Origin of the sequence: Streptomyces sp. FXJ1.172 (assembly GCF_001636945.3) — a bacterium.
Lineage (GTDB): Bacteria > Actinomycetota > Actinomycetes > Streptomycetales > Streptomycetaceae > Streptomyces.
Genome location: NZ_CP119133.2, coordinates 7653488 through 7676050, shown reverse-complemented (window position 1 = coordinate 7676050; position 22563 = coordinate 7653488). Strand labels below are relative to the sequence as shown.

Sequence of the window (22563 nt, the reverse complement as noted above, 5' to 3'; positions counted from 1 at the left end):
GGCGTCCGTGCCGGTCTGCGCCGTGGTCAGTCGCGGCGGGCCACCAGACGGTAGGCGTTGGACAGCCCCAGGCGGTGGGCCAGGGGGCGGATCGCGAACCGGTCCAGGAGCGTCGCCGTGATCAGTGCGGGCACGCCGGCGAGCAGGAGCGTGGTGCGGGCGGCGCGGCGCAGGCCGCCGGGCGGTTCGGGCAGCCAGGGTGCGTCTTCGCGCGGGGCGGTGTGGTCGAGGGCCAGCCAGACGGCGGCCAGCAGATCGACCGGGTCGTGCGGCTCGGCGTGCTGCTCCGCAACCACCGTGAAGCCCAGTTCGGTCAGCCGCCCGCGGAGGTTGGCGGCGGGCATGAAGTGCAGGTGCTGCGGCTGGAGCCAGGGCAGCCACCAGCGGCCGAGCAGCCGGGCGTAGCGGCTGTGCGGGTCCGGCACCTCGATGAGGAGGTGGCCGCCGGGGCGTACGGCCTCGTGGGCGGCGCGCAGTTCGCGGTCGGGGTCGGTGCTGTGCTCCAGGTAGTGGAACATGCTCACCACGTCGTAGCGGGCGGCGAGTCCGGGCGCGAGGTCGGGGAAGGCGCCACGGTAGGCGGTGTCCACCCGGCCCTCGCGGGCGGCGAGTTCGACGCCGTCGGTGAAGTCGAGCCCGTCGAAGGAGGTGCCGGGCAGGACGGTGCGGGCGGTGGCGCAGAAGTGCCCGTGGCCGGTGCCGACGTCCAGCCAGGTCTTCGGGGCGCGGTCGTGCGCCAGCATCGCCTCGGCCCGGCCCCGGTACATGGCGCTCCGGCCGCCGAACGTGCCGCTCATGCGCTGCTCGCCGAGGCCGTCGTAGAAGTCGCGGTAGTAGAACTCCAGCCCCTCCTCCGTCAGTTGGGGGTTCTGGAAGGTGTGGCCGCAGTCGGCGCAGCGGTCGAGGGTGAAGCGGCCGGGCTTGTGCTGGAGCAGGTCGGTGGTGCGCAGGCGGGTGCCGAGACGCTCCGAACCGCACCAGGGGCAGTCGGTGCGGCGGGGAACGAAGAGGCGGTCGGTGCCTGCGGCCAGGTCCCTCTGGTAGGCGGGGCGCAGGGCGGCGATGCGCGCCGTCTTGCCGCTCGGGTCCCGCTTGCCGCCCGTACCGCTCCCGTCACTCGTACCGCTCTTGCCGTCGTGGTCGGTCATCGGCTCTCCGCTGCTGAGTCTGCGAGGTTCTCGAGGTGGGCCGCCGCGGCCCGGGTGCCGCCCGCCGCGCGGAACGCGGTGCGGATCCGGGCGGCGGCGGCCCGGTGGGCGCGTTCGGTGAGGACGGTGTCGAGGGCCGCGCCCAGCTGGGCCGCGCGGACCCGGCCGAAGCGGACCCGGACGCCCGCGCCGGCGTCCACGACCTGTCCGGCCACCACGGGCTGGTCGTCGCGGATGGGCGCGACGACGAGCGGGACACCGTGCCACAGGGCCTCGCACACGGTGTTGTGTCCCGCGTGGCAGACGACGGCGTCCATCCGTTCCAGCAGCGGGAGTTGGGGCACCTGCGCGAGGACCAGGACGTCCTTGTCACCGGGCGGCACCGGGAGGACCCCGGCCGGGTCGGCGATCACCCCTTGCACCCGGTCGGCGCGGTCGCGCAGCGCGGTGAGGCACTCGGCGAGGAACCGGACGCCCGTGTCGGCGTTCGCGGTGCCGAGGGTCACCAGGACCTTCGCCCGGCTCTGGTCGAGCCGCTCCCAGGGGAAGCCGGGGCCGGCCGGACGCCCGGCGAGCGAGGGTCCGACGTAGTGGATGTGGGGTGCCAACGGCGCCTGGGGGCCGATGAGTTCGGGAGTGCTGAAGATCAGCAACAGGTGCGGCGAGAAGCGCGGGTCGGCGCTGTGGGACGGAACGCCGATGCGGGCCCGCAGTGCGGCCAGGCTCCGCCGCAGCCACTCGGCGATCTTCGGCAGGCCGTCGTAGGCGCCGGCGAACTCCGCCGAGGTGGTGGCGGAGGTGGCCCACGGCAGCCCGAGGCGCTCGGCCACCAGGGCGCCGGCGAAGGCCTGCTGGTCGGCCACGACGACGTCCGGGCGGAACGTCTCGGCCGCTGCCCGCACTCCCGGGGCCATGGCGTCGGCGAGCGGCAGCAGGTACCACTCCCACAGGAACTTCAGTGCCTCCGCGCCCCGCAGGTCCGGCGGTCGCACGGCGCCCCCGGCGCCGGGCACCGGGCCCGCGCACCCGTGCACCTCGGCGTCCGGGCCCGCGAGCCGGCCGACCAGCGCCGGGTCGGCGCACGCCCAGGCGACCCGGTGTCCGTGCGCGGCCAGCCGGGCGGCCACGCCGACGGCCGGGTTGATGTGCCCGGTCAGCGGCGGTACGACGAAGAGGAAGGCGCTCACCGGACCCCCGCCCCCGCGTGGATCAGGTCCAGGATGTGCCGCCCGACGGTCGCGGGCGCCTCGACCAGCACCGAGTGCTCGTGCCCGGGCAGCACGACCGCCCGGAAGTCCGTCAGCAGCGCCCGCTTCAGCGGCACCAGGCCGGCGAGGTCCGACTCGCCGCCGTACACCCCGAGAACCGGGCAGCGTACGGCCCTGATCTCGCTCTCGGTGAGCACCCGGCTCGCGGGGATGTCCCGGCCGAGGGTGGTCTCGCGGGCGAGGCGGGCGGCGCCCTTGGCCAGGCGTGCGGTGTTGTGGCCCCGGTTCGCGGTGATCCAGGCGAGGGCGTCGGGCTCGTTGTGGGCGAGTTCGCTGACGACCCGGTCGAGGATGCGGCCGAGTTTCGCCGCCCAGGCCGGGGTCGCGGGCTCGGACTCGATCAGCGTCAGGCTGAGCGTGCGCTGCGGGTGCCGGGCCGCATAGCCGAAGGCGATGGTGCCGCCGTAGGAGTTGCCGACGAGGTGGACGGGGCCGGCGATGTCCAGCCGGCCGAGGAGGGCCTCCAGGTCGTCGATGTTGTGGTCGAGGGTGTAGCCCTGCGGCGGCCGCCCGCTGCGGCCGTGTCCGCGCAGGTCGTACATGACCACGTCGAGGCCGGCCGCGGCGAAGGCGGGGGCGACGGTGAAGTAGTAACTGGCCAGGCTGTCGGTGAGCAGGCCGTGCACCAGGACGACCGTGGCACGGGGCACGCGGCCCTCGGTGGGCCCCGTGCGCTGGACGTGCAGCCGGATCCCGCCGGCGTCGACCATCGCCACGGCTCAGCCCGCCTGCGTGGTCTTCAGACGCCACACCACGTACTCCACCAGCCGGCCCACGGTCAGCTCGATGATCTCGTCGAACTCCATGCCGGCCAGGAACTCGGCGAGGTTGACCCGCTGCCCGTACCGCTCCTCGAGCAGGCCGGCCAGGGTGACGAGGTCGATGCTCTCCAGCTCCAGGTCACGGTTGAAGGTGGTGGACATGCCGATCACCACGTCGTCGTCGCCGTACTCGGCGAGCACCGTGCGCAGCATGCCGGTGACATCGGCGAGCACGGTGTCGGCGGAGGGCTGCGCCGGGGCCGGCTGAGCGGGATCCGTCGGAGCCGGCTGGGTGGGGTTCATCGGGGGCACTCCTCGGCTGCATCGTCGTCGGGTGGTGCGTCGTCGTCGGTGCCGGGTCCGGTCGCCCAGGCCACCACGTAGGACCGCTCGGGCAGAGCGGGGGGATTGCCGGCCGGCGCGCAGTGCACGGTGTAGGCGCGCTCCAGGCGGCCGGAGACCAGCAGGCGGCTGCCGTCCCGGTCGGCCTCCAGGACGGTGAAGTCCCGTGGCCGGCCGTCGAATCCGACGCCCTCGGCCTTGGCCACCGCTTCCTTGGCGGCCCAGAAGCGGGTGAACCACAGCGCCTGCGGGTCGGGGCCGTTCGCCGACAGGCGGTGCAGCAGCCGCAGTTCGGCCGGGCCGAGCGCGGTGGCGAGGGTCGCCGGGTCGCGCTCGGTGACCTCTTCGATGTCGATGCCGGGGCCGGGCTGCGGGGTGTGCGGCCGTACGATCGCCACCCCCGCCTCGGCCCGGTGGGCGAGCGAGACATCCAGCGGGGGCAGCGTGCGCCCGTGCGTCCCGGTGACGTACGGGCGGCCCAACTCGTCGTTCAGCAACCGGAGTTCGGCCGGGAAGACGGGGCCCTCGCCCTGCTGCCAGAGCCACTGCCGTACGGCGTCCTTGGCCGCGATCCGGCCGAGCAGCCACTGCCGGCGGCCGCGCGGCGGGCGGTCGGCGTACGCGGCGCGCTCGGCACCGCCCAGCGAGTTGCGCATGATCAGCTCGCGGGAGGCGAGGTCCGGCCAGCGTTCGTGCACCAGCACCCAGCCGCCCGGCCGGCCCGTGGACAGGGTGTGGCGCTCGGGGAAGCGCTCGACGGGCCGGGTCGTGGGGTCGTTGTCGAAGCGGCGGTCCTGCCAGCCGGTGATCCGGGCCCACACCCGGCCGCCGGCCGTCAGCTCGGCGTCCGCTTCCAGGACGGTGTCCGTGAGGGAGGTGATCCGCAGCAGGCAGCCGACCTGGGTGCCGGGAGCCGGGTGCGGGCCGTGGAACGTCAACTGCCGTATCTGTACCGGGAAGACGACGGTCCGCTCGGTGCGGGTAGCCATGATCCAGTAGCCGAGGAGCTGGCCCACGTTGTCGAGCAGGGCGCCGGGAGCGGCGGGTGTGGTGATCACTCCGCGGATGTGCCGCTCGCCGATCGCGGTGAGGTCGGTGAGGCCCTGGAAGCCGGGGCCGTGGAACATCCAGCGATCCCGGTAGAGCTGGGCGGCCGTGTGCTCAGGGCGGCGTTCCGGGGCACCCGGGAGGGGACCGGGCCGGGGCGGTGCCGGGTGGTGCGGGGCGAGTTCGACGACGGCGCGGGCCGTGGGGCCGAAGGCCACGGTGACGCGGTCCGGGCGGCCCGGGTCCGGGGTGACGGTGACCTGTACGTCGACGGGGGGTGTGGCGGTGAGCCAGCGGTCGAAGCGGGCCCCGTGCACGGCGACCGCCCGCAGACCGGGTGCGGCGGCCTCGGCCGCGTCCATCATGTGCCGCACGAGGGTGGTGGCGGGCACCACGGGCCACCGGTCTTCCACATCCGGCCAGTCGGGCCGCTGCGGGAAGAAGCAGTGGTCCAGGAGGTGGGGCATGGTGCGCGGTGAGACGTGGACGGTGGTGGCGGCCGCGGCGGGAATGGCGAGGGTGGGCACGGCAGCGGCCGGGGTACGGCGACGGCTCGCGGTGATCAGCTCGGCCGCCGTGTCCGCGGTGTCCCGCAGCAGCGCGGTCAGTTCGGCGGCGGCCGGGATGCGCGGGGTGAGGGCGTCCAGGTCGCCGAACCGGGCGGAAGCCGGCCGGGCAGCGGGGCGCAGGTGTGCGCGCAGGGTGTCGAGTTCCGGCCCGTCCAGCGAGACGAGGGCGCCGGAGAGGTCGAGGCGGACGGGCCGGCGGCCGGCCTGGGCCGCCGTGGCGCGGGGCTGGAGCGCCGGCGCCACGGATGCTCCCGCCGTCCACAATGCCGTTGCCACCCGCCGGAGTTGGGCCATGCCGCCGTGCTGCGCGGCGTTGGCGGCGACCGACAGGTGGTCGCGGTCGCCGAGGGTGTCGTCGATCAGGGAGGTGAGCCGGCCGGGACCGGTCTGGACGAAGACGCGGTGCCCGGCGGCGTACAGCGCTTCGGTCAGCTCGCGGAAGCGGACGGGTTCCAGCAGGTGCCGTACGAACAGCTCGCGCACCTCCGCCTCGGCCGCCGGGAAGGGCGCCGCGGTCGTCCCCGACCACACAGGCACGGTCGGCGGATGGAGCCGGAAGCGGTCGGCGGCCTCCTGGATGGGGGCGAGGTACGGCTCGAGCATCGGGGTGTGGAAGCCGGAGCGGAAGGGCAGCACCTGGCAGATCACGCCGTGGGCGCGCAGGGACCGCACGAACGCCTCGACGGCCGCGCCGGGTCCGCAGACCATGGACTGGCGGGGCGCGTTGTCGTGGGAGAGCACGATCCCGGAGTCCGGCCACTGCTCGGCGAGCGTGGTGCGCACGTGCTCGGCCGAGGTACCGAGGGCGGCGAAGGCGAGGCCGGGGACGGTGACCGTGTCCGGGTCGAACCCGGCCATGAACGCGTCCACTTGGGCCGCCGAGTAGAGTCCGGCCGCCGCCATGGCCGTCCACTCGCCCACGCTGTGCCCGGCGACCGCGTCCGGCACGACGCCCATCCGGCGCAGCGCCTGGTCCAGCAGGCGGCCCACGCCGACGACGCCGAAGCCGTGCCGGGCGACGTCGTCGACCCGGACGTCCGTGCCAGGCAGCGGGGGCAGGCCGAAGTGGGCGGCGATGTCGTCGGTGCGGGGCGCGAACTCGCCCTCCAGGCCGGGGAAGACGAACGCCAGCCTGCCGCCGGCGCGGCCGAGCAGCGGGCCCGGCCGGAACCATACGTCGCCGCGCCCCTGCCAGGCGCGCCCCTTGGCGACCGCGCGGCGGGCCAGGGCGAGCCGTTTGGCGGTCGGCGCGACGACGCCGAGCCGGACGGGGCCGGCGCCGGGGTGCGGCCGGGCGGGGTCGAGTCCGGCGGCGAGTACGGCCGGGTCGTCGGCGTCGAGGAGGCCGGCGAGGCCCGCCGGGCTGTGTGCGGCGAGGAGCAGGACCGGCTCGGGCTCGGCGACCTGGGCCGCGGGGGCGGGGACGCGGTGCGCTCGCGAAGCGGTACGGCCGCCGGGCGCCTCCTCCAGCACCACATGGGCGTTGATCCCGCCGAAGCCGAAGGCGTTCACGGCGGCCCGGCGGACCACCTGCCGGGCCTCGCTCTCCCAGGGCCGGGCCCGGTCCAGGGGGCGGAAGCGGGTGGCGGCGAGCGCGGGGTGGGGGTCCTCGCAGTGGAGGGTGGGCAGCAGGGTGCGGTGGTGGAGCGCGAGGGCGGCCTTGACCAGGCCCGCGACTCCGGCGGCCGGCATGGTGTGGCCGATCATCGACTTCACCGACCCGAGGACCGGGCGTGCGCCGGCGCCCCGCGCGGGCCCGAACACCTCGGCCAGGGTGGCGAGTTCGGCTGTGTCGCCGGCGGGTGTGGCGGTGCCGTGCGCCTCCAGCAGGCCGATGGCGTCCGGGGCGGCGGGGTCGAGCCCGGCGGCCTGCCAGGCCTGCCGTACGGCGCGGGCCTGTCCGCCGGGGTCGGGGTTGACGAGGCCCGCCGTACGGCCGTCGCTGGCCACGCCCGTGCCCCGGATCACGGCGTACACACGGTCGCCGGCCCGCTCGGCGTCCGCGAGCCGTTTCAGTACGACGACGCCGGTGCCCTCGCCGATGAGGATGCCGTCCGCGTCGCGGTGGAAGGGGCGGATGCGCTCGGTCGGGGACAGGGCGCGCAGCTGGGAGAAGACGCTCCAGAGGGTGATGTCGTGGCAGTGGTGCACTCCCCCCGCCAGCATCATGTCGCAGCGCCCGGTGGCGAGTTCGGTGACCGCCTGGTCCACGGCGACCAGGGAGGAGGCGCAGGCCGCGTCCACCGTGTAGGCGGGGCCGCGCAGGTCGAGCCGGTTGGCGATGCGGGACGCGGCGAGGTTGGGGACGAGCCCGATCGCGGACTCCGGGCTGTCCGGGCCGAGCCGTTCAGTGAACGCGGCGTGGATCCGGTCGAGTTGGCCGGAGTCGAGGCCGGGCAGCAACTCGCCGAGGGTGCGCACCAGCTGCCGGGCCGTCCGGACCCGCTGGTCGAGCCGGACCAGTCCGGGCGTGAGGTAGCCGCCACGGCCCAGCGCCACGCCGATCCGGTTCCGTTCGGGCAGCCGTTCCGGGCCGCCCGCGTCGGCGAGCGCGGCGGCGGCCACGTCGAGGGCGATCAGCTGGTCGGGCTCGGTGCCGGGCACCGAGGCGGGCATGATGCCGTAGCGGGTGACCTCCACCTCGGCGAGGCCGTCCACGAATCCGCCGCGCCGGCAGTACACCTGGTCGGCGACGGCGGGCCCGTCGGCCGAGCCCGGCCGGTAGTAGCCGGCGTCCCAGCGGCCGGCCGGGACGTCCCGGATCGCGTCGACGCCGTCGCGCAGATTGCGCCAGTACGCGTCCAGGCCCGGCGCGCCCGGCAGCAGCACCGCCATCCCGACGATGGCGACGGGTGTCTGAGGCTGCGTCATCTCACCAGCCCGACGCGGTGTGGACCACGGCGCGGGCCGCCGGGTCGCCCCAGGCGAGTTCGCGCAGCAGGGCCGCGGTGCCTTCGTCCGGATCGATCAGCCCGACCCCGCGCCGGGCGTACTCGCGGCCGAGTTCCTCGCCGACCATGCCGGTGTGCGTCCCGGACGGCGCCCATGGTCCCCAGTGCACGGTCAGCGCGCGGTGTCCGGTGCGGGCGGCCCAGTCGGCGCCGAGGGCCTCCAGGGCGTCGTTGGCCGCGGCGTAGTCGGCCTGGCCGCGGTTGCCGAGGACGGCGGCGATGCTGCCGAACAGCACGGTGAACGCGGGTGCGGCGGGCAGGTCGTCCAGGGCGGCGAACAGCGCGGCCGCCCCGGCCGTCTTCGTGCCGTAGACCCGCTGGAAGGACTCGGGGGTCTTGTCGGCGATCAGCCGGTCCTCGATGACGCCGGCGGCGAAGACGACGCCGTCGAGCCTGCCGTGTTCGGCGTGGATCTCCTTGACCGCCTGCAGGACGGCGTCGCGCTCGCGGAAGTCGACCGCGCGGTAGCGGGCCTCGCTGCCGAGCGCGCCGAGTTCGGCGAGCGTGGTGGTGATCTCCCGCTGGGCGAGGGTCAGTTCGGCGGCCCGGTTGATCTCGGCGGGCGTCGGCGCGTCGGGCCCGGCGGCCAGCGCCGCCCGCAGCTCGGCGGGGGTGCGGGCGGCGGCGGTGCGCGGGTCCTCGGGGGCGGTGGGCGCGGCGGTGCGGCCGAGCAGTTCGAGGCGGCACCGGCAGGCGCGGGCCAGGGTGGCCGCGAACCGCGCGGTGATGCCCCGGGCGCCGCCGGCCAGCAGCACGACGGAGTCCCGGTCGAGGCCGAGCGCGGCGGCTTCGGCGGCGCCGTCGGCGGCGGGTCCGGCGCCGGTGGTGCCGAGCGGGCCGAGGGGCACGGGCACCAGCTCGAGACCCTGGCGGGTGCCGGCCGCCGTGCGCAGGACGACGGGCGCCGCCGGTTGCGGGGCGCACAGCTCGGCGAGCACGGCCTCGGCCACGGCCGCCGGGGCGGTGTCCGGCACGGCGACGATCCGGGCGAGGAGGCCGGGGTACTCGCGGCCGACGGTGCGCAGCAGGCCGTCCAGGCCGGCCGCCCGCAGCGCCGGCGCCCGCTCGGCGGCCCGCACGGCGAGCAGCGCGCGCGGGCCGCAGGCCAGCGCCGCCCGGAGCACCGGGAAGGCGTCCGGCAGCGCCGGGAGGCCGGGGCCGGGCAGCGCGCCCAGGTAGACCACAGCGTCGACCGGGCCGTCGGCCTCGGTGAGGAGGTGGCCCCGGTCGAGGAGCACGGCGTCGGCGCCGTGTCCGGTGAGCCGCGCCGCCACCGCTGCCGCCACGCCCTCGCCGCCGAGGAGGGCGAAGCGCCGGCCGGACAGGCCGGCGTCGGCCGGGCCGGGCTCCGGCAGGGGGACGGGCCGCAGCTCACAGCGCCGGGGAGGCACCCCCTGGACCGAGGCGGGTTCCTGGGTCCGCGCGCCGGGGTACGAGGTCTGCGCCCGCTCCCCGGCCGGCTCGCCCCCTCCCCCGGCCCCGGTGCCCGCCCCGGCCCGCGCCGTCAGCCACTGCGTCACCGCGGCCGCCGTGCGCGCCTTGGCCAGTTCCTCCAGTTCGGCGTCGGCCAGGACCTCGGCGCCGGCCGCGATGCCCAGGCGCTTGGCGAGTTCGCCCGCTATCTCGGCCCGTTTGATGGAGTCGATGCTCAGGTCCGCCTCCAGATCGAGGTCGGGCTCGATCATGTCGACGGGGTAGCCGGTGCGTTCGCTGATGATCTCCAGGACGACGCGGTCCACGTCGTCCGCCGGTCCGGTAGCGGGGAGGAGCGGCAACTGCGGTTCCGGTGGCGGGAGTTCGCGGGCGGCGGGCTGCACAGCTGGTGATACGGGTGGCGGTACGGGCGCCGGTGCGGGGGCGGCGCCCGGTGTCGCCCCGAAGTAGGTGAGCAGCACATCGCGCTGGGCGGCGATCATCTCCCGGCTGGTGCGCAGGAATTCGGAGATCAGCGCGTCCCGGTCGGTGGGGGCGCCGCTGGGCTGGTCGGTGGTCACGGTCGTCTCCACGACTCGTCGGGCCGGTGCGAGGGCACCGGGCAGGAGTGCTCCGTCGGCGGTGCGGACGAGGTGTCCGTCGACCGTCCAGCCGGGCCGCTCGGGTGCCGGGGCGCGCAGCGCGTCGACGGCGTCGCGGCCCCGCAGCAGCCAGGCGGTGCGCACCGGCTGTCCGGCGACGGCGAGCCTGGCGAGCGCGTCCAGCCAGCCGCGCAGACCGCTGCCGGCCTCCGGTTCGCAGGCCACCGTGCGGTGCGGGCGGTCGCCGAGGATCTGGCCCACGAGCCGGGTGAGGACGGTGCCGGGGCCCGCCTCGACGAAGAGCCGCGCGCCCGCCTCGTACATGGCCTCGATCTGGGCGGCGAAGTCGACCGGCGCGCCGATCTGCGCGGCGAGTTCGGCGCGCACCGCGTCCGGATCCGCGGGGTAGGGCGCGGCGGTGCGGTTGGCCCAGACGGGGAACTCGGGCGCCCGTACGGTCTTGTCCGCGAGGATCTTGGCGAACCGCTCGCCCGCCGCGGCCACGAGCGGGCTGTGGAAGGCGCAGGCCACGGGGATGCGCTTCGCGCCGAGCCCGGCCGCGCGCAGCAGCCGCACGGCCGTCGCGACATCCGCCGTCGGACCCGAAATCACCGTCTGTTCGGGCGAGTTGAGGTTGGCGACGACGACCGACGCGGGCGCTTCGGCGGTGCGCAGCACGTCGGTGACGGCCGCGGCGGGGGCGCCGACGGCGGCCATGGTGCCGGGGTCGTCGCCGGCCGCCGCCAGGATCGCCCCGGCCCGTGCCCCGCTCAGCTCCAGCAGTGTCTCGGGGTCGAGGGCGCCGGCCGCGGCGAGGGCGGCCAGTTCGCCGTAGCTGTGGCCGGCGGCCTGGTCGGGGTGGACGCCCGCGGAAGTGAGGAAGGCGTGGGCGGCGAGGCCCGCGATGCCGAGGGCGGGTTGTGCAGCCCGGGTGTCGGTGAGGGCGGCCCGGTGGCGTTCGCGGGCGGTGTCGTCGAAGGCGGCGGGCGGGTGGACGGCCTCGGCGTGGGCGCGGCCGAGGTGCAGGAAGTGGCGCAGCTCGGGGAGGGTGACCAGGAGGTCGGCGAGCATGCCGGTGCGCTGGCTGCCCTGGCCGGGGAAGAGAAACGCCGTCTCGCCCGGCACCGGGTCCGCGCCATGGATCCCGGCGGCCGGATCGTGGTCCCCGGCGAGGATACGCCGCAACTGTACGGTCAGTTCCTCGATGTCGCGGGCGACGACCGCGGCCCGTACCGGTTCGTGCGCGGTGTCGGCGCGGCGGGCGGCGGCGAGGGCGAGGTCCCGCAGCCGCCAGGGGCGGCCGTCGGCCTCGGCGGCCCGCAGGATCTCCGCCACCGTCCGGTGGGCCGCGGCCGTGTCCCGGCCCCGGAACAGCAGCAGCTCGCACGGCCAGGCGTCCAGGGACTGCGCGGGTGGTACGGCACGGGTGTGCGCGGCCAGCACCGCGTGGAAGTTGGTGCCGCCGAAGCCGAACGCGCTGACTCCGGCGAAGCGCTGCGCGGCCGGCGCGGTCCAGGGCCGGGCGCGGGTGTGGAAGGCGAACGGGCTGTCGCCCTGCGTCCAGGCCGGGTTGGGCCGCTCGAGGTGCAGGGTGGGCGGGGTGACGGCGGTGTACAGGGCGAGAGTGGTCTTGATCAGACCGGCAAGCCCGGCGGCGCATTTGGTGTGCCCGATCTGCGACTTGACCGAGCCGAGCGCGCAGCTGCCGGCGCTGGCACCAGCCTCGGTGAACACCTCGCTCAGTACGGTGAGTTCGGTGCGGTCGCCGACAACGGTCCCGGTGCCGTGCGCCTCGACGAGGCCGACGTCCGCCGGTGAGACCGCGGCGTTGCGGTACGCCCGCTCCAGGGCGGCCCGCTGGCCCTCGGGGCGGGGTGCGGTCAGGCCGAGGGAGCGGCCGTCGCTGGCGGAGCCGAGGCCCTTGACCACGCCGTAGATCCGGTCGCCGTCGCGTTCGGCGTCCGTGAGCCGTTTGAGGACCAGGCAGGCCACGCCCTCGCCGAGGGCGATGCCGTCGGCGCTGGAGTCGAAGGCGCGGGAACGGCCGGTCGGGGAGAGTGCGTGGACGGCGGAGAACAGGACGTAGTCGTTGATGCCGTTGTGCAGGTCGGCGCCGCCGCACAGCACCAGGTCGCTGGTGCCGGAGACGAGTTCCTTGCAGGCCACGTCGAGGGCGGCGAGCGAGGACGCGCAGGCGGCGTCGACGGTGAAATTGGCGCCGCCGAGGTCCAGCCGGTTGGCGATCCGGCCGGAGATGACGTTGGCCAGCATGCCGGGGAAGGAGTCCTCGGTCAGCCGGGGCAGCTGCTCCTCGATCCCCTCCGGGACCCGGCCGTAGTACGCGGGCAGAACGGCGCGCAGGGTGGCCGCGTTGGACAGGTCGCTGCCCGCCTCGGCGCCGAAGACGACGGAGGTCCGCGCGCGGTCGAACGCCCGCCCCCGCTCGCCGTATCCGGCGTCCTCCAGCGCCCGGCGGGCGGCCTCCAGGGAGAGCAGCTGGACGGGTTCGATGCTGCCGAGGGAGGCGGGCGGGATGCCGTAGCGCAGCGGGTCGAAGGGGATGCGGGGCAGGAAGCCGCCCCACTTGGACGCGGTGCGGCCGGCGCTGTGGTGCACGGCCGGGTCCCAGCGCTCGGGCGGCACCTCGGTGACGGCGTCGCGCCCGGTGACGACATTGGCCCAGAAGGCGGCGAGGTCGGGGGCCTCGGGGAACATGCAGGCCATGCCGACGATCGCGATGTCGAGCGGTGCGGGAGCCGGCGGTTCGTCCGTGGCCGGCGGGGCCGGGCGCGCGGCCCGGCGGGTCAGGAAGTCGGCGGCGCCGTCGGTCACCGCGCGGTGCAGGTCCGCCACGGTGGTGGTCGTGGCGCGCAGCACCGCGACCTGGCCCGCCATGAACATCCCGTCGGTGAGCTGCCGTTCCTCGCCTACGGCCGCCAGCGCGCCGTCGGCGTCGCGTTCGACGCCCTTGCTGGCGATGCGCAGTCGCCCGACGTTGAGTCGTTCCAGCCCTTCCCAGACCTCGCGGTCGGTCAGCCCGCCCGCCCGCAGGGCCGCCTCCCGGTCCCGGTAGTCGCCGGTGAACGGGCTCGGCACACAGCGGGTCGCGTGGCCGGGCGCGGTCTCGAGCAGCGCGGTCGCGGTGGCGGTGAGGACCTGCCGCTGGAAGAGAGGCCGGATGGCACCGTGCGCGACGGCCTCCGTCGTGAACAGGTAGGCGGTGCCCATGAGGAGCCCTACGGCGGCGCCCCGGGCGGTGAGCTGCGCGGCCAGGGCGGCGACCATCGCCGCCGACCGCTCATCATGGATCCCGCCCGCGAAGAAGACCTCCAGCTGCCGGATCGCCTCGTCCCCGGCTGCCGCGAAGTAGTCCTCGATCACAGCGAGTTGAGCCTCCCACAGCGGGAAGGACGCCCGGGGCCCCACATGCCCGCCGCACTCGGACCCCTCGAACACGAACCTGCGCGCCCCCGCCTCGAGGAACTGCCGCAGCAGCCCCGGCGAGGGCACGTGCAGAAAGGTCCGGATACCGGCCCGCTCCAGCGTCTCGGCCTGGGCGGGCCGCCCGCCCGCGATGACCGCATGCGTGGGCCGCAGCTCCCGTACGGCGTCGAGCTGGGCGTTCCTGATCTCCTCCGGCGCGAAGCCGAGGACGCCCACGCCCCAGGGCCTCCCGTCCAGCACGCCCCGCGCCTCGGTCAGCATCGCCCGCGTCCGCTCACCGTCCGCCAGTGCCAGCGCCAGGAACGGCAGCGCCCCGCCCTCAGCGACGGCGGCGGCGAAACCGGCCTGGTCACTGACCCGGGTCATCGGCCCCTGAGCGACCGGAAGCCGCGTCCCGAGCACCCGGCACATGCCCGACCCGGCCCGAAGGGCATCGGCCGGACCGGGACGGCCCGCTCCGCGGGCCACCACGGGACCGGCATCCGCCACATCCCGGGACACCGCCGGGCCGGCATCCGCCGCGTCCCGGGACACCGCCGGGACCGTACGCGCGCCGCCGTCGGCCGCCGCAGTGGGTTCGGGCGTCCCAGGTGTCGTCATCGGGCCCGTGTGTGTGACGTACTGGATCGCCGCCGACATCTCCCGTACCACCCCCCGTACATCCCCCCACCGTTCGGCGAACCGGGCGGCGAGGAAGCCGTCCTGGCCCACGGGGAGCAGTTGGGCGTGCGGAGTGCCCGCGCCGAGCAGGGACGCGACCGTCCCGGGGTCGTCGGCGGGCGGTTGGGGGGACTCGGGGCCACGGCGGCGCAGGACCCGGTGGCCGCCCAGCACCACGGTCTCCGAGCCGTCGAGGGACCGCAGTGCCGCACGGACCGACTCGGGCAGTCCCGACTCGGGCAGCAGGCCGAGTTGGCTGTCGAGGACGACCCCGGCCGCCCCGCCGGCCACGGCGGCCGCCCCCGTACGCGGTCCGATGCCGCCGCAGGCCCAGACCGGGACCCCGCTCAACTCCCCGTCGGACAGCAGCTGTTGCAGCAATACGAAGGTGCTCAGCTCGCCGACCCGGCCGCCGCTCTCCCCACCCCGGGCGATCAGGCCCCGGGCACCGGCGCGGACGGCCGCCCGGGCCTGCCCGAGATCGGTGACCTCCATCAACACCCGGTATTCGGGCGGGAGTTTGGTGACCTTCCAGGTCGCATCCGGGGTGAGGACCACGGTGTCGGGGGCGCCTGCGACGTCGGCCGGGCTCAGGGCGCAGCGTCCGGTCACCCGTATCCCGAAGGGGCCCGGCGCGGCCCGTCCGAGCCGGGACAGCTCCTCCCGGGAGCGCCGGTCGCCGCTGCCGAGGTCGAGGATGCCGAGCCCGCCCGCGGCGCAGGCGGCAGCGGCGAGACGGGCGTCGGGCTCTCCGAACGGGGTGAGACACAGAATCAGGTCGTGGGCGCGCACAGGGGAGGTCATGATGCTCCGGCACGATCGGCGAGACTGCACGGTGGGGGGTGTGCGGCGGAACTCTCTGGTGCGAGGGCACCGGAACCTAGCGAGGTGTTACTCACGGGTCAATAACGTCGCGCCCTTTTCATGGCCGGTGACGCCGATTCGGCCATGCGATCGAATTCCCCGCAAGGACCCAGATACGCGGCGAATTCCGTCACGGACGCGGACCCGGCACCGCCCGGGCCCGCGCGCCACACCATCCCAACCCCGGCAAAGCGTCCGCCCGCTTCACCGCGCACTCACCCGCACGCAACGCGCCGGGACATCCACGCGAAGTCTGTAAATTCCGCATGACGTCCTGCCCGTGGCTCGAACACGGTCAACCAGCTCCCCGGCAGCCCGGAGCAGCCCAGAAGGCCGCTCCAGGACCGCCACGGGCGTCAGCCGAGCAGTGCCGCCACCGCCGGTGCCGAGGCAGCCGAGGCGGCCGCGCCGGTGTTCGGCGGGAACACGCCGCTCACTGCGTGCGTCACGCCACCCGCAAACGCGGATCCGGACCCGGTACGGCCCTGGTCACGGCCGGCGCGGACCTGGGCGATCCGGGTCTCGTCCCCGTCCCCCGACCGATCCGGGCGTCCCGCCCGCTGCGACTGTCCGGGCTCCCCCAACTGCCCTCGCATGCCGGGCACCCCGGGCCCCGCCGGCCCTCCCGTGCCACCCCTGCCGTCGTCGCCCTCCGGCCGCCCGGGCCGCACGCCGCCGAACTCGTCCGGCGACCGCGGAGGTCCGGCCTCGTCGGACGCGCCCGGCACACCCATCGTGTCCGGCCCTCCTGGCGCACCCGGCGGCACATCGGCCGGCCCCGGGCCGCCCGCACCCGGCTCCAGTACCCAGAGCTGTCCCGGCGAGCCGTCCCGTCGTGCCGGCCCCACGACGGTGTCCGACGGGCCGGCGCCGGTAGCGAGCGCGGGGCCCGCGTGCCGACGGAGCAGGATCTCGCCGCGCACGGTGATGTCGTAGGCCACCTCTCCGGCGTGCACGACACATCCGGCGGACGGCACGACGTAGGGCGCGAGCCCGATCCCGGCGCCCGCCTCCACCCTCCCCTCGCGTACATCCAGGCAGCGCCCGGAGCCGAGGCCGCGCAGGCTCCCACGGGCGACCTCGACGGGCTCGCCGACCGAGCTGACCGAGGCGCCCAAGCCCACCGAGCCGACCGAGGCGGCCGAGGCGGCCGGACCGGCCGGACCGACCGGACCATCCGGGCCGCCGGAGCCCGCCGACGGCCCGGTGCCGGGCCCCGCGCCGGTGCGGCCCGGGTGGGTGGTGTGGGTGGTGCGGCCGGCCGGGGCGCCCCACGTGGCGCCGGGTACGGGGACACCGTTGTCATCGGACCAGCTCCTGGCCACGAGAACGGTGGCGAGCAGCGCGAGCGAGGCCAGCCCGACGCCGACCAGCAGGGCCGTACGGCGGCGGCCGTCCGGCCCGGTGCGGTGCCGGCCGCCGGCCCCCGTCCGCGCCGGGTCCGGTGCCGGCGGCCAGTCCTCGGCGGGGCCGCGCCCTGGGCGCGAGTCGAGATAGCGACGGGCGCCCCAGCCGAGCACGGTCTCGGCCAGCATGAGGTCCAGCCCGCCCTCGAACCGCCCGATGGTGTCGGCCGCGTCCCGGCAGTACGGACAGGCCGTCAGGTGCTGCCGCACATCAGGCAGCAGGGCTCCGCCACGGCGCATGGGGACGTCGAGGAGCCGGTTGTAGAAGCGGCATTCCTTCGTCGGCGCGAGTTCACGGTGGGCGCGTACGCAACCCGCGCGGAATTGCTCGCGCGCCTGGTCCAGGGCGGCCGTCGCAACGGCCGGGCCGATCCCCAGCAGACCGGCTGGTATGTTTATCGGCTCTGCTTCCACCTCGGTGTGCCACAGAAGGCATTGCGAGGCGCCGGGAAGGGCCCGGAATGCGCGTTCGGCGAGTTGTCGTCTTTCCGGCGTTCCGGGCTTCGCGGTGCGCAGTCCGCGGCCTCCGGTGGGTTTGCGCAATTCCGGCAGGCTCGCGCAGGTTCCGTCGTCCGCCGCCCAGGCGCGGACGGTGTCACGGACGGCGACCAGCAGCTGCGGGCGCAGCGCGCCGCCGACCGCGCCGCCCGCCATGCGGCCGAGGACCTCGTGGAAGGCGGCGGTGGCGACGAGCGGGGCGGCCGGTCCGAAGGAGGCCAGGCAGACGACGGCGTAGTCGCGGGCGGCGCGCCAGTGCCGGGCGAGCAGCAGGGCGACGGCGTGCCGGCGGGCGTCGTCCGGGCCGGTCAGCCGGGCGACGAGATCACGGTCGGACTCCCCGCCCGGACCGGGCAGGGGTGGGTACGGCGGGCGTGGGGGGTAAGGGGGCTGCACGGAACCATTTCCTTTCCAGCCGCAGAACCGCATACGAAATGCCGCTCTGTCGGAAAGCAGTGAAAACAGTGCCTGATCGGTGCGCACCTCTAGAGCCGGCCTCGGCGTCCGACGCCTGCCTTTGCCCTCCCGCGGGGAGGTTCACCTTCGCACACGCGCCTCACAGGAAACAAGAAGCTCGAATGACTCGACCTCAAAGTCGGCGAATTGCATAGGAGTTACCGCCGGTATCGCATCCGCGGCCGGTTCTCAGGCGTCCACAGCCGGTTCCCATGTTTCTCCGGGCGCACTCTCATCCACGTGCCCCAGCATGGGCCGCATGATCGCCCCCCACTCCACAGCGACCCCCGGCTCACCCCGCGCCGTCCGCAAGGCCGTCGTACCGGCCGCCGGACTCGGCACCCGGTTCCTGCCCGCGACCAAGGCCACGCCGAAGGAGATGCTGCCGGTCGTCGACAAGCCGGCCATCCAGTACGTGGTCGAGGAGGCCGCGGCCGCCGGGCTCGACGACATCCTGATGGTCACCGGCCGGCACAAGCGGGCCATCGAGGACCACTTCGACAGCGCCTTCGAGCTGGAACAGGCGCTGGCCGCCAAGGGCGACACCATGCGCCTGGACGCCGTACGCGATCCCGCGCGGCTCGCCGACATCCACCACATCCGCCAGGGCGACCCGCTCGGCCTCGGCCACGCCGTGCTGTGTGCCCGGCACCACGTGGGCGACCAGCCCTTCGCGGTGCTGCTCGGCGACGATCTGATCGATCCGCGCGAGACCCTGCTGAGCCGCATGCTCGAGGTCCGCGAGCGCCGCGAGGGCAGTGTCGTCGCGCTGATGGAGGTGGACCCGGAGCAGATCCACCTCTACGGCTGTGCGGCGGTGGAGCCGACGGGCGAGGACGGTGTCGTACGGGTGACCGCACTGGTGGAGAAGCCGGCGCCCGGGGCCGCGCCGAGCCGGTACGCGGTCATCGGCCGCTATGTCCTGGACCCGGCCGTGTTCGACGTGCTCGAGCACACACCGCCGGGGCGCGGCGGCGAAATCCAGCTGACCGACGCCCTGCAGGACCTCGCGGCGGGCGGCACGGTGCACGGGGTCGTCTTCGACGGTCTGCGCTACGACACCGGCGACAAGGCCGACTATCTGCGCACGGTGGTCCGTCTCGCCTGCGACCGCCCGGACCTGGGGCCCGAATTCTCCCGCTGGCTCAAGGAGTTCGTGGCCGGCCTGGCGGGCGGGGCGAGCGACGGCGAAGAGGAGTGCACGGCCGCCTGAGGCACCTCACCCACGGCAGGAGGGGCCCGGTGCGGGCCCCTCCTGCCGATGCCGGGCGATCCCGCGTGAGCCCGTAATCCCCTGTCAGCCCTGGTCGTTGGGGCGCAGGGTCCACACGACGGCCATCTCGCCGGTGACGGCGCCGTCCGCGCGGCGGATCTCGATCGCCACGGGGAACTCGGGCCGCCGGCCCGCGTCCAGTTCGGCGACGACCTCGGCGGCCGGGCGGCCCAGGGTCGCGGTCGCGGTGACGGCACCCATGGCCAGCTTCTTGTAGGCGATCTCGGCACGGACCGCGAGCGGCACCGCCCGCGAGAGCTGGTCCGCGAAGGCGGCGAGCACGATGGCTCCGCTGGCCGACTCGCCGAGGGTGAACATCGCACCGGCGTGCGGCCCGCCCACGTGGTTGTGGTAGTCGCCCTGGTCGGGCAGGGACACCACGGCCCGGTCCTGGCTCGTCTCCAGGAACTCCAGGTTCAGCGTCCGGGCCATGGGCACGGTGGCGGCGAGCATCTCGCCGATCGACATCTGGTCTGCGCTCATGGACGTCATGTTACTCACGAGTAGCAGAAACTGGCCAGCTCGGATCCGCACCCGGCCGCACTTCGCTACGACCCTGACGAGGGCCGGTGACCGGATCGTGTCCATGGCGGCACTAGGGTTACTGGCCATGTGGCCAGATCAGCAGCCGCCAGGGGGCGCGCCGAACCCGCAGCAGAACCCGTACCAGCAGCCGGGTTACCAGCAGCCGAATCCGTACCAGCAGCCCGGGTACCAGCAGTATCCGCAGGGCGGCCAGTACGGCCAGCAGCCGCAGTGGGGGCAGTCGCAGCCGCCCACCGTGCCCGTTCCCACGCCTCCGCAGGGCGGTGGCGGCCGTACGAAACTCGTCGCGATCATCGCGGCGTCGGCCGTCGTGGTCGCCGCCGGCGTGACCGGATACCTGGTCCTCGGCAAGGGCGGCGGCAAGGACGACACGGCCGGCAAGGGCGGCGGGCAGAGCCAGTCGCCGTCGGCGCAGCCGTCGCCCTCCCCGTCGGTGACCGACGATCCGCGCGGCACCAACACCGAGAAGCCGACCATCGCCGGCTGGAAGGTCGTGGTGAACGCCAAGTGGGGCGTCGCCTACGACGTGCCGGCCGACTGGGAGGTGCAGTCGCCGGGCGTCGCGGTCGGCTTCGACTTCCCGAAGAGCGAGCCGGACAAGGGCATCACCATGTCGGGCCTCGCCGAGTACAAGTCCTCGTGGTGCACCTCCGACGACGACCACGACGGCCGCACCGAGGACACCCCGCTGGGCGTCACGGGCGCCAAGGGCGCCAGCGGCGCCAAGAACACCGACCAGATCGCCATCAACACGCCGGCCTGGTGGGTCTACGGCGGCTACACCCAGCCCGACAAGAAGAGCATCTCCTGGGACAAGAAGGCCACGCCCTTCAAGACCACGTCGGGCGTCCAGGGCAGTTACGCGTGGGCCTGGTCGACCCACACGCCGAAGAAGGGCAAGTGTGTCACCGACGGCAAGGCGCTCACCTTCGGCTTCCAGAACTCGGCACACGACTACGTGTCGTTCGACTTCTACGGGGCCGCGGGCGTGAAGGACGAGATCCCCAAGGCGACCGTCCTGAAGGTCCTGAGCACGGTCCGGCTGCACGGAACGCCCACGGGCGACTCCTGAACCCGCCGGGTGGTCCGGCCCGCCGCGTGGCGGGCCGGACCCGCCAAGTACCCTCTCCGCTTGGCGAGTTGAGGGTTCGGCGTGCGACGCCGGAAATCGTTTGCAAGCGTGGTACCCGCACGCCATAGTCGCCCGGTGAAGCAAGCCGCACTCCCCGACCGCCCCCGCGGACCCGCCTGGGCGGGCCGCAACTACTCGCTGCTGACCGCGGCCGCCGTCGTGACCGGCCTCGGCGCGAACGGCTCGCTCATCGCCGCCGCGTTCGCGGTGCTGGACGCGGGCGGCGACGGCGGGGACGTGGGCCTGGTGGCCGCCGCGCGCACCCTGCCGCTGGTGGTGTTCCTGCTCATCGGAGGCGCCCTCGCGGACCGGCTGCCCCGGCACCGGGTGATGGTCGCCGCCAACGCCCTCAACTGCCTGTCCCAGGGCGCCTTCGCCGCGCTCGTGCTGGCCGGCGAGCCCCGGCTGTGGCAGATGATGCTGCTCACCGCGCTGGGCGGCACCGGGCAGGCGTTCTTCGGCCCGGCCGCGGAGGGCATGCTGATGTCCTGCGTCCAGGGTGAGCAGGCGGGCCGGGCGTTCGCGGTCTTCCGCATGGCCACGCAGGGAGCGGCCCTCGGCGGGGCCGCGCTCGGCGGCGCGCTGGTCGCGGTCGTCGGCCCCGGCTGGGTGCTCGCGATCGACGCGGCGGCCTTCGCCCTCGCCGGCACCCTGCGCTCCTTCCTCGACGTCGGCCACATCCCGCCGCGCGCGCCGGGCGATGGCATGCTGGCCGATCTCCGCGAGGGCTGGCGGGAGTTCATCGGCCGGCCCTGGCTGTGGGGGATCGTCGTACAGTTCTCCATCGCCAACGCGGTGGTGGGCGCGGCCGATTCGGTCTACGGCCCGCTCGTCGCCCGCGACAGCCTGGGCGGCGCCGGCCCCTGGGGCCTCGCGCTCGCGTCGTTCGGCGCGGGCACGGTGGCCGGTGCCCTGCTGATGACCCGCTGGAAGCCCCGCCGGCTGCTCCTGGCCGGCACGCTCTGCGTCTTCCCGCTGGCCCTGCCCTCGGCCGCGCTGGCCGTGCCGGTGCCGGCGGGCGTCCTGTACGGGGTGATGTTCGCGGCCGGCACGACGGTGGAGGTGTTCGGCGTCTCCTGGATGACCGCGCTGCACCAGGAGATCCCCGAGGACAAGCTCTCCCGGGTCTCGGCCTACGACTGGTTCGGCTCGGTGTCCCTGCTGCCCCTCGCCACGGCGCTGGCGGGCCCGGCCGAGACCGCCTTCGGCCGCACGGCCGCGCTGTGGGGCTGCGCCGCCCTGGTCGTCCTGGTCACCGCCCTGGTGCTGCTGGTGCCGGACGTGCGCTCCCTGACCCGGCGCACCCAGCCGGTCGCCGGCTCCCGGCCCGCGTCAGCCGATGCCGAACGCCCCGTCGGGGGGCTCGGGTGACGGCACGGCGTCCGCGTCCCCGACCGGCCGCGCGCCACCGGTGAACTCCTGTACCGCTGCCCCGTGTTCGACCCGTGCCGGGAAGGCGTCGGCGGCGGCACGGCGGGCCAGGACGGCGATGTCCAGGGGCCGGTGCGAGGCGACGAGCACCGCGTTGCCGAACCGGCGCCCGCGCAGCACACCCGGCTCGGCGATCAGCGCCAGCTGCGCGAACAGCTCGGCGAACGTGGCCAGTTGGGAGCGCAGGAAGGTGAACGGCGCCTGGTCGGCGAGGTTGGCGAGATACACGCCGTCGGGCCGCAGCACCCGCTCGGCCTCGCGGGCGTAGGCGAGCGTCGTCAGATGCGCCGGCACCCGGGACCCGCCGAAGACGTCCGCGATCAGCACATCGGCGTGATCGTCCGGAGCGGCCTCCAGCCAGGCCCGGGCATCGGCTGCGTGCAGTGCGATGCCCGAGCCCGCCGGCAGCGGCAGGTGCTCGACGACCAGGTCCAGCAGCCCCGCGTCGGCCTCGACGACGTCCTGCCGTGAGCCGGGCCGGGTGGCCGCCACATAGCGCGGCAGCGTCAGCGCCCCTCCGCCGAGGTGCACCGCGTCCAGCGCCCGCCCGGCCTCGGCCACGACGTCCAGCACATACCCGAGCCGCCGTGCGTACTCGAACTCCAGGTGCTCCGGTTCATCGAGGTCGACGTACGACTGCGGCGCCCCGTCGACCGTGAGCAGCCAGGCCCGTGCCCGGTCGACATCGGGCATGAGCTTGGCGGTGCCGTGGTCGGTGGTGCGGGTCACGGGTATCGATTCGTTCACTCATC

Annotated in this window: 12 protein-coding genes; 3 read left to right on the top strand and 9 right to left on the bottom strand. The window is 75.1% G+C overall.

The window, feature by feature from the left end:
* Positions 1-26: 26 nt before the first annotated feature.
* From A6P39_RS34555 to A6P39_RS34525, 7 genes are all read right to left on the bottom strand, one after another.
* A complete protein-coding gene (locus A6P39_RS34555) occupies positions 27-1064 on the bottom strand; it encodes a class I SAM-dependent methyltransferase (RefSeq protein WP_067049750.1) in 1038 nt (345 codons plus the stop codon).
* Between the two features lie 80 nt (positions 1065-1144).
* The gene (locus tag A6P39_RS34550; protein WP_067049472.1) at positions 1145-2335 is read right to left on the bottom strand and encodes a glycosyltransferase; all 1191 of its coding nucleotides are present in this window, start codon (positions 2333-2335) and stop codon (positions 1145-1147) included.
* The gene (locus A6P39_RS34545; protein ID WP_079133530.1) at positions 2332-3126 is read right to left on the bottom strand and encodes an alpha/beta hydrolase; all 795 of its coding nucleotides are present in this window, start codon (positions 3124-3126) and stop codon (positions 2332-2334) included. Before A6P39_RS34545 ends, A6P39_RS34550 begins: the two co-directional genes overlap by 4 nt.
* A 9-nt stretch (positions 3127-3135) precedes the next feature.
* Positions 3136-3390 (bottom strand): acyl carrier protein, encoded by a 255-nt coding sequence (locus A6P39_RS34540; protein WP_234379012.1) that lies wholly within the window; start codon positions 3388-3390, stop codon positions 3136-3138.
* 86 nt (positions 3391-3476) lie between these two features.
* Positions 3477-8006: a type I polyketide synthase gene (locus tag A6P39_RS34535; RefSeq protein ID WP_067049462.1), complete on the bottom strand. Its 4530-nt coding sequence runs from the start codon at positions 8004-8006 to the stop codon at positions 3477-3479.
* A gap of 1 nt (position 8007) precedes the next feature.
* Complete coding sequence (locus A6P39_RS34530; RefSeq protein ID WP_079133529.1) at positions 8008-15009, bottom strand: type I polyketide synthase; 7002 nt, start codon at positions 15007-15009, stop codon at positions 8008-8010.
* A 416-nt stretch (positions 15010-15425) separates the two neighbouring features.
* Positions 15426-17369 carry a hypothetical protein gene (locus tag A6P39_RS34525; protein WP_067049460.1) on the bottom strand — a complete coding sequence of 648 codons (1944 nt, stop codon included), beginning with the start codon at positions 17367-17369 and terminating at the stop codon, positions 15426-15428.
* Positions 17370-17688: 319 nt separating this feature from the next.
* Between A6P39_RS34525 and galU the strand changes: the two genes are divergently transcribed.
* A complete protein-coding gene (gene galU, locus A6P39_RS34520) occupies positions 17689-18642 on the top strand; it encodes a UTP--glucose-1-phosphate uridylyltransferase GalU (RefSeq protein WP_067049747.1) in 954 nt (317 codons plus the stop codon).
* 84 nt (positions 18643-18726) lie between these two features.
* Here the strand turns inward: galU and A6P39_RS34515 are convergent, their stop codons facing one another.
* Positions 18727-19185, bottom strand: coding sequence for a DUF4442 domain-containing protein (locus tag A6P39_RS34515; protein ID WP_234379009.1), 459 nt, complete (start codon positions 19183-19185; stop codon positions 18727-18729).
* Positions 19186-19312: 127 nt separating this feature from the next.
* Between A6P39_RS34515 and A6P39_RS34510 the strand changes: the two genes are divergently transcribed.
* Positions 19313-20320, top strand: coding sequence for a hypothetical protein (locus A6P39_RS34510; RefSeq protein ID WP_067049454.1), 1008 nt, complete (start codon positions 19313-19315; stop codon positions 20318-20320).
* 135 nt (positions 20321-20455) lie between these two features.
* Positions 20456-21751 (top strand): MFS transporter, encoded by a 1296-nt coding sequence (locus A6P39_RS34505; RefSeq protein ID WP_067049451.1) that lies wholly within the window; start codon positions 20456-20458, stop codon positions 21749-21751.
* On the opposite strand, the gene A6P39_RS34500 is transcribed toward A6P39_RS34505, so the two are convergent.
* Positions 21713-22558: a spermidine synthase gene (locus A6P39_RS34500; protein WP_067049449.1), complete on the bottom strand. Its 846-nt coding sequence runs from the start codon at positions 22556-22558 to the stop codon at positions 21713-21715. The genes A6P39_RS34505 and A6P39_RS34500 overlap by 39 nt on opposite strands.
* Positions 22559-22563: the final 5 nt, after the last annotated feature.

What these genes read in the sequence shown, in the direction of transcription:
- A6P39_RS34510 (WP_067049454.1), top strand. Translation starts at nt 19,313, where the DNA reads ATGTGGCCAGATCAGCAGCCGCCAGGGGGCGCGCCGAACCCGCAGCAG.
- A6P39_RS34530 (WP_079133529.1), bottom strand. Translation starts at nt 15,009, where the DNA reads ATGACCTCCCCTGTGCGCGCCCACGACCTGATTCTGTGTCTCACCCCG.
- A6P39_RS34535 (WP_067049462.1), bottom strand. Translation starts at nt 8,006, where the DNA reads ATGACGCAGCCTCAGACACCCGTCGCCATCGTCGGGATGGCGGTGCTG.
- A6P39_RS34540 (WP_234379012.1), bottom strand. Translation starts at nt 3,390, where the DNA reads ATGCTGCGCACGGTGCTCGCCGAGTACGGCGACGACGACGTGGTGATC.
- A6P39_RS34545 (WP_079133530.1), bottom strand. Translation starts at nt 3,126, where the DNA reads ATGGTCGACGCCGGCGGGATCCGGCTGCACGTCCAGCGCACGGGGCCC.
- galU (WP_067049747.1), top strand. Translation starts at nt 17,689, where the DNA reads ATGATCGCCCCCCACTCCACAGCGACCCCCGGCTCACCCCGCGCCGTC.
- A6P39_RS34515 (WP_234379009.1), bottom strand. Translation starts at nt 19,185, where the DNA reads ATGAGCGCAGACCAGATGTCGATCGGCGAGATGCTCGCCGCCACCGTG.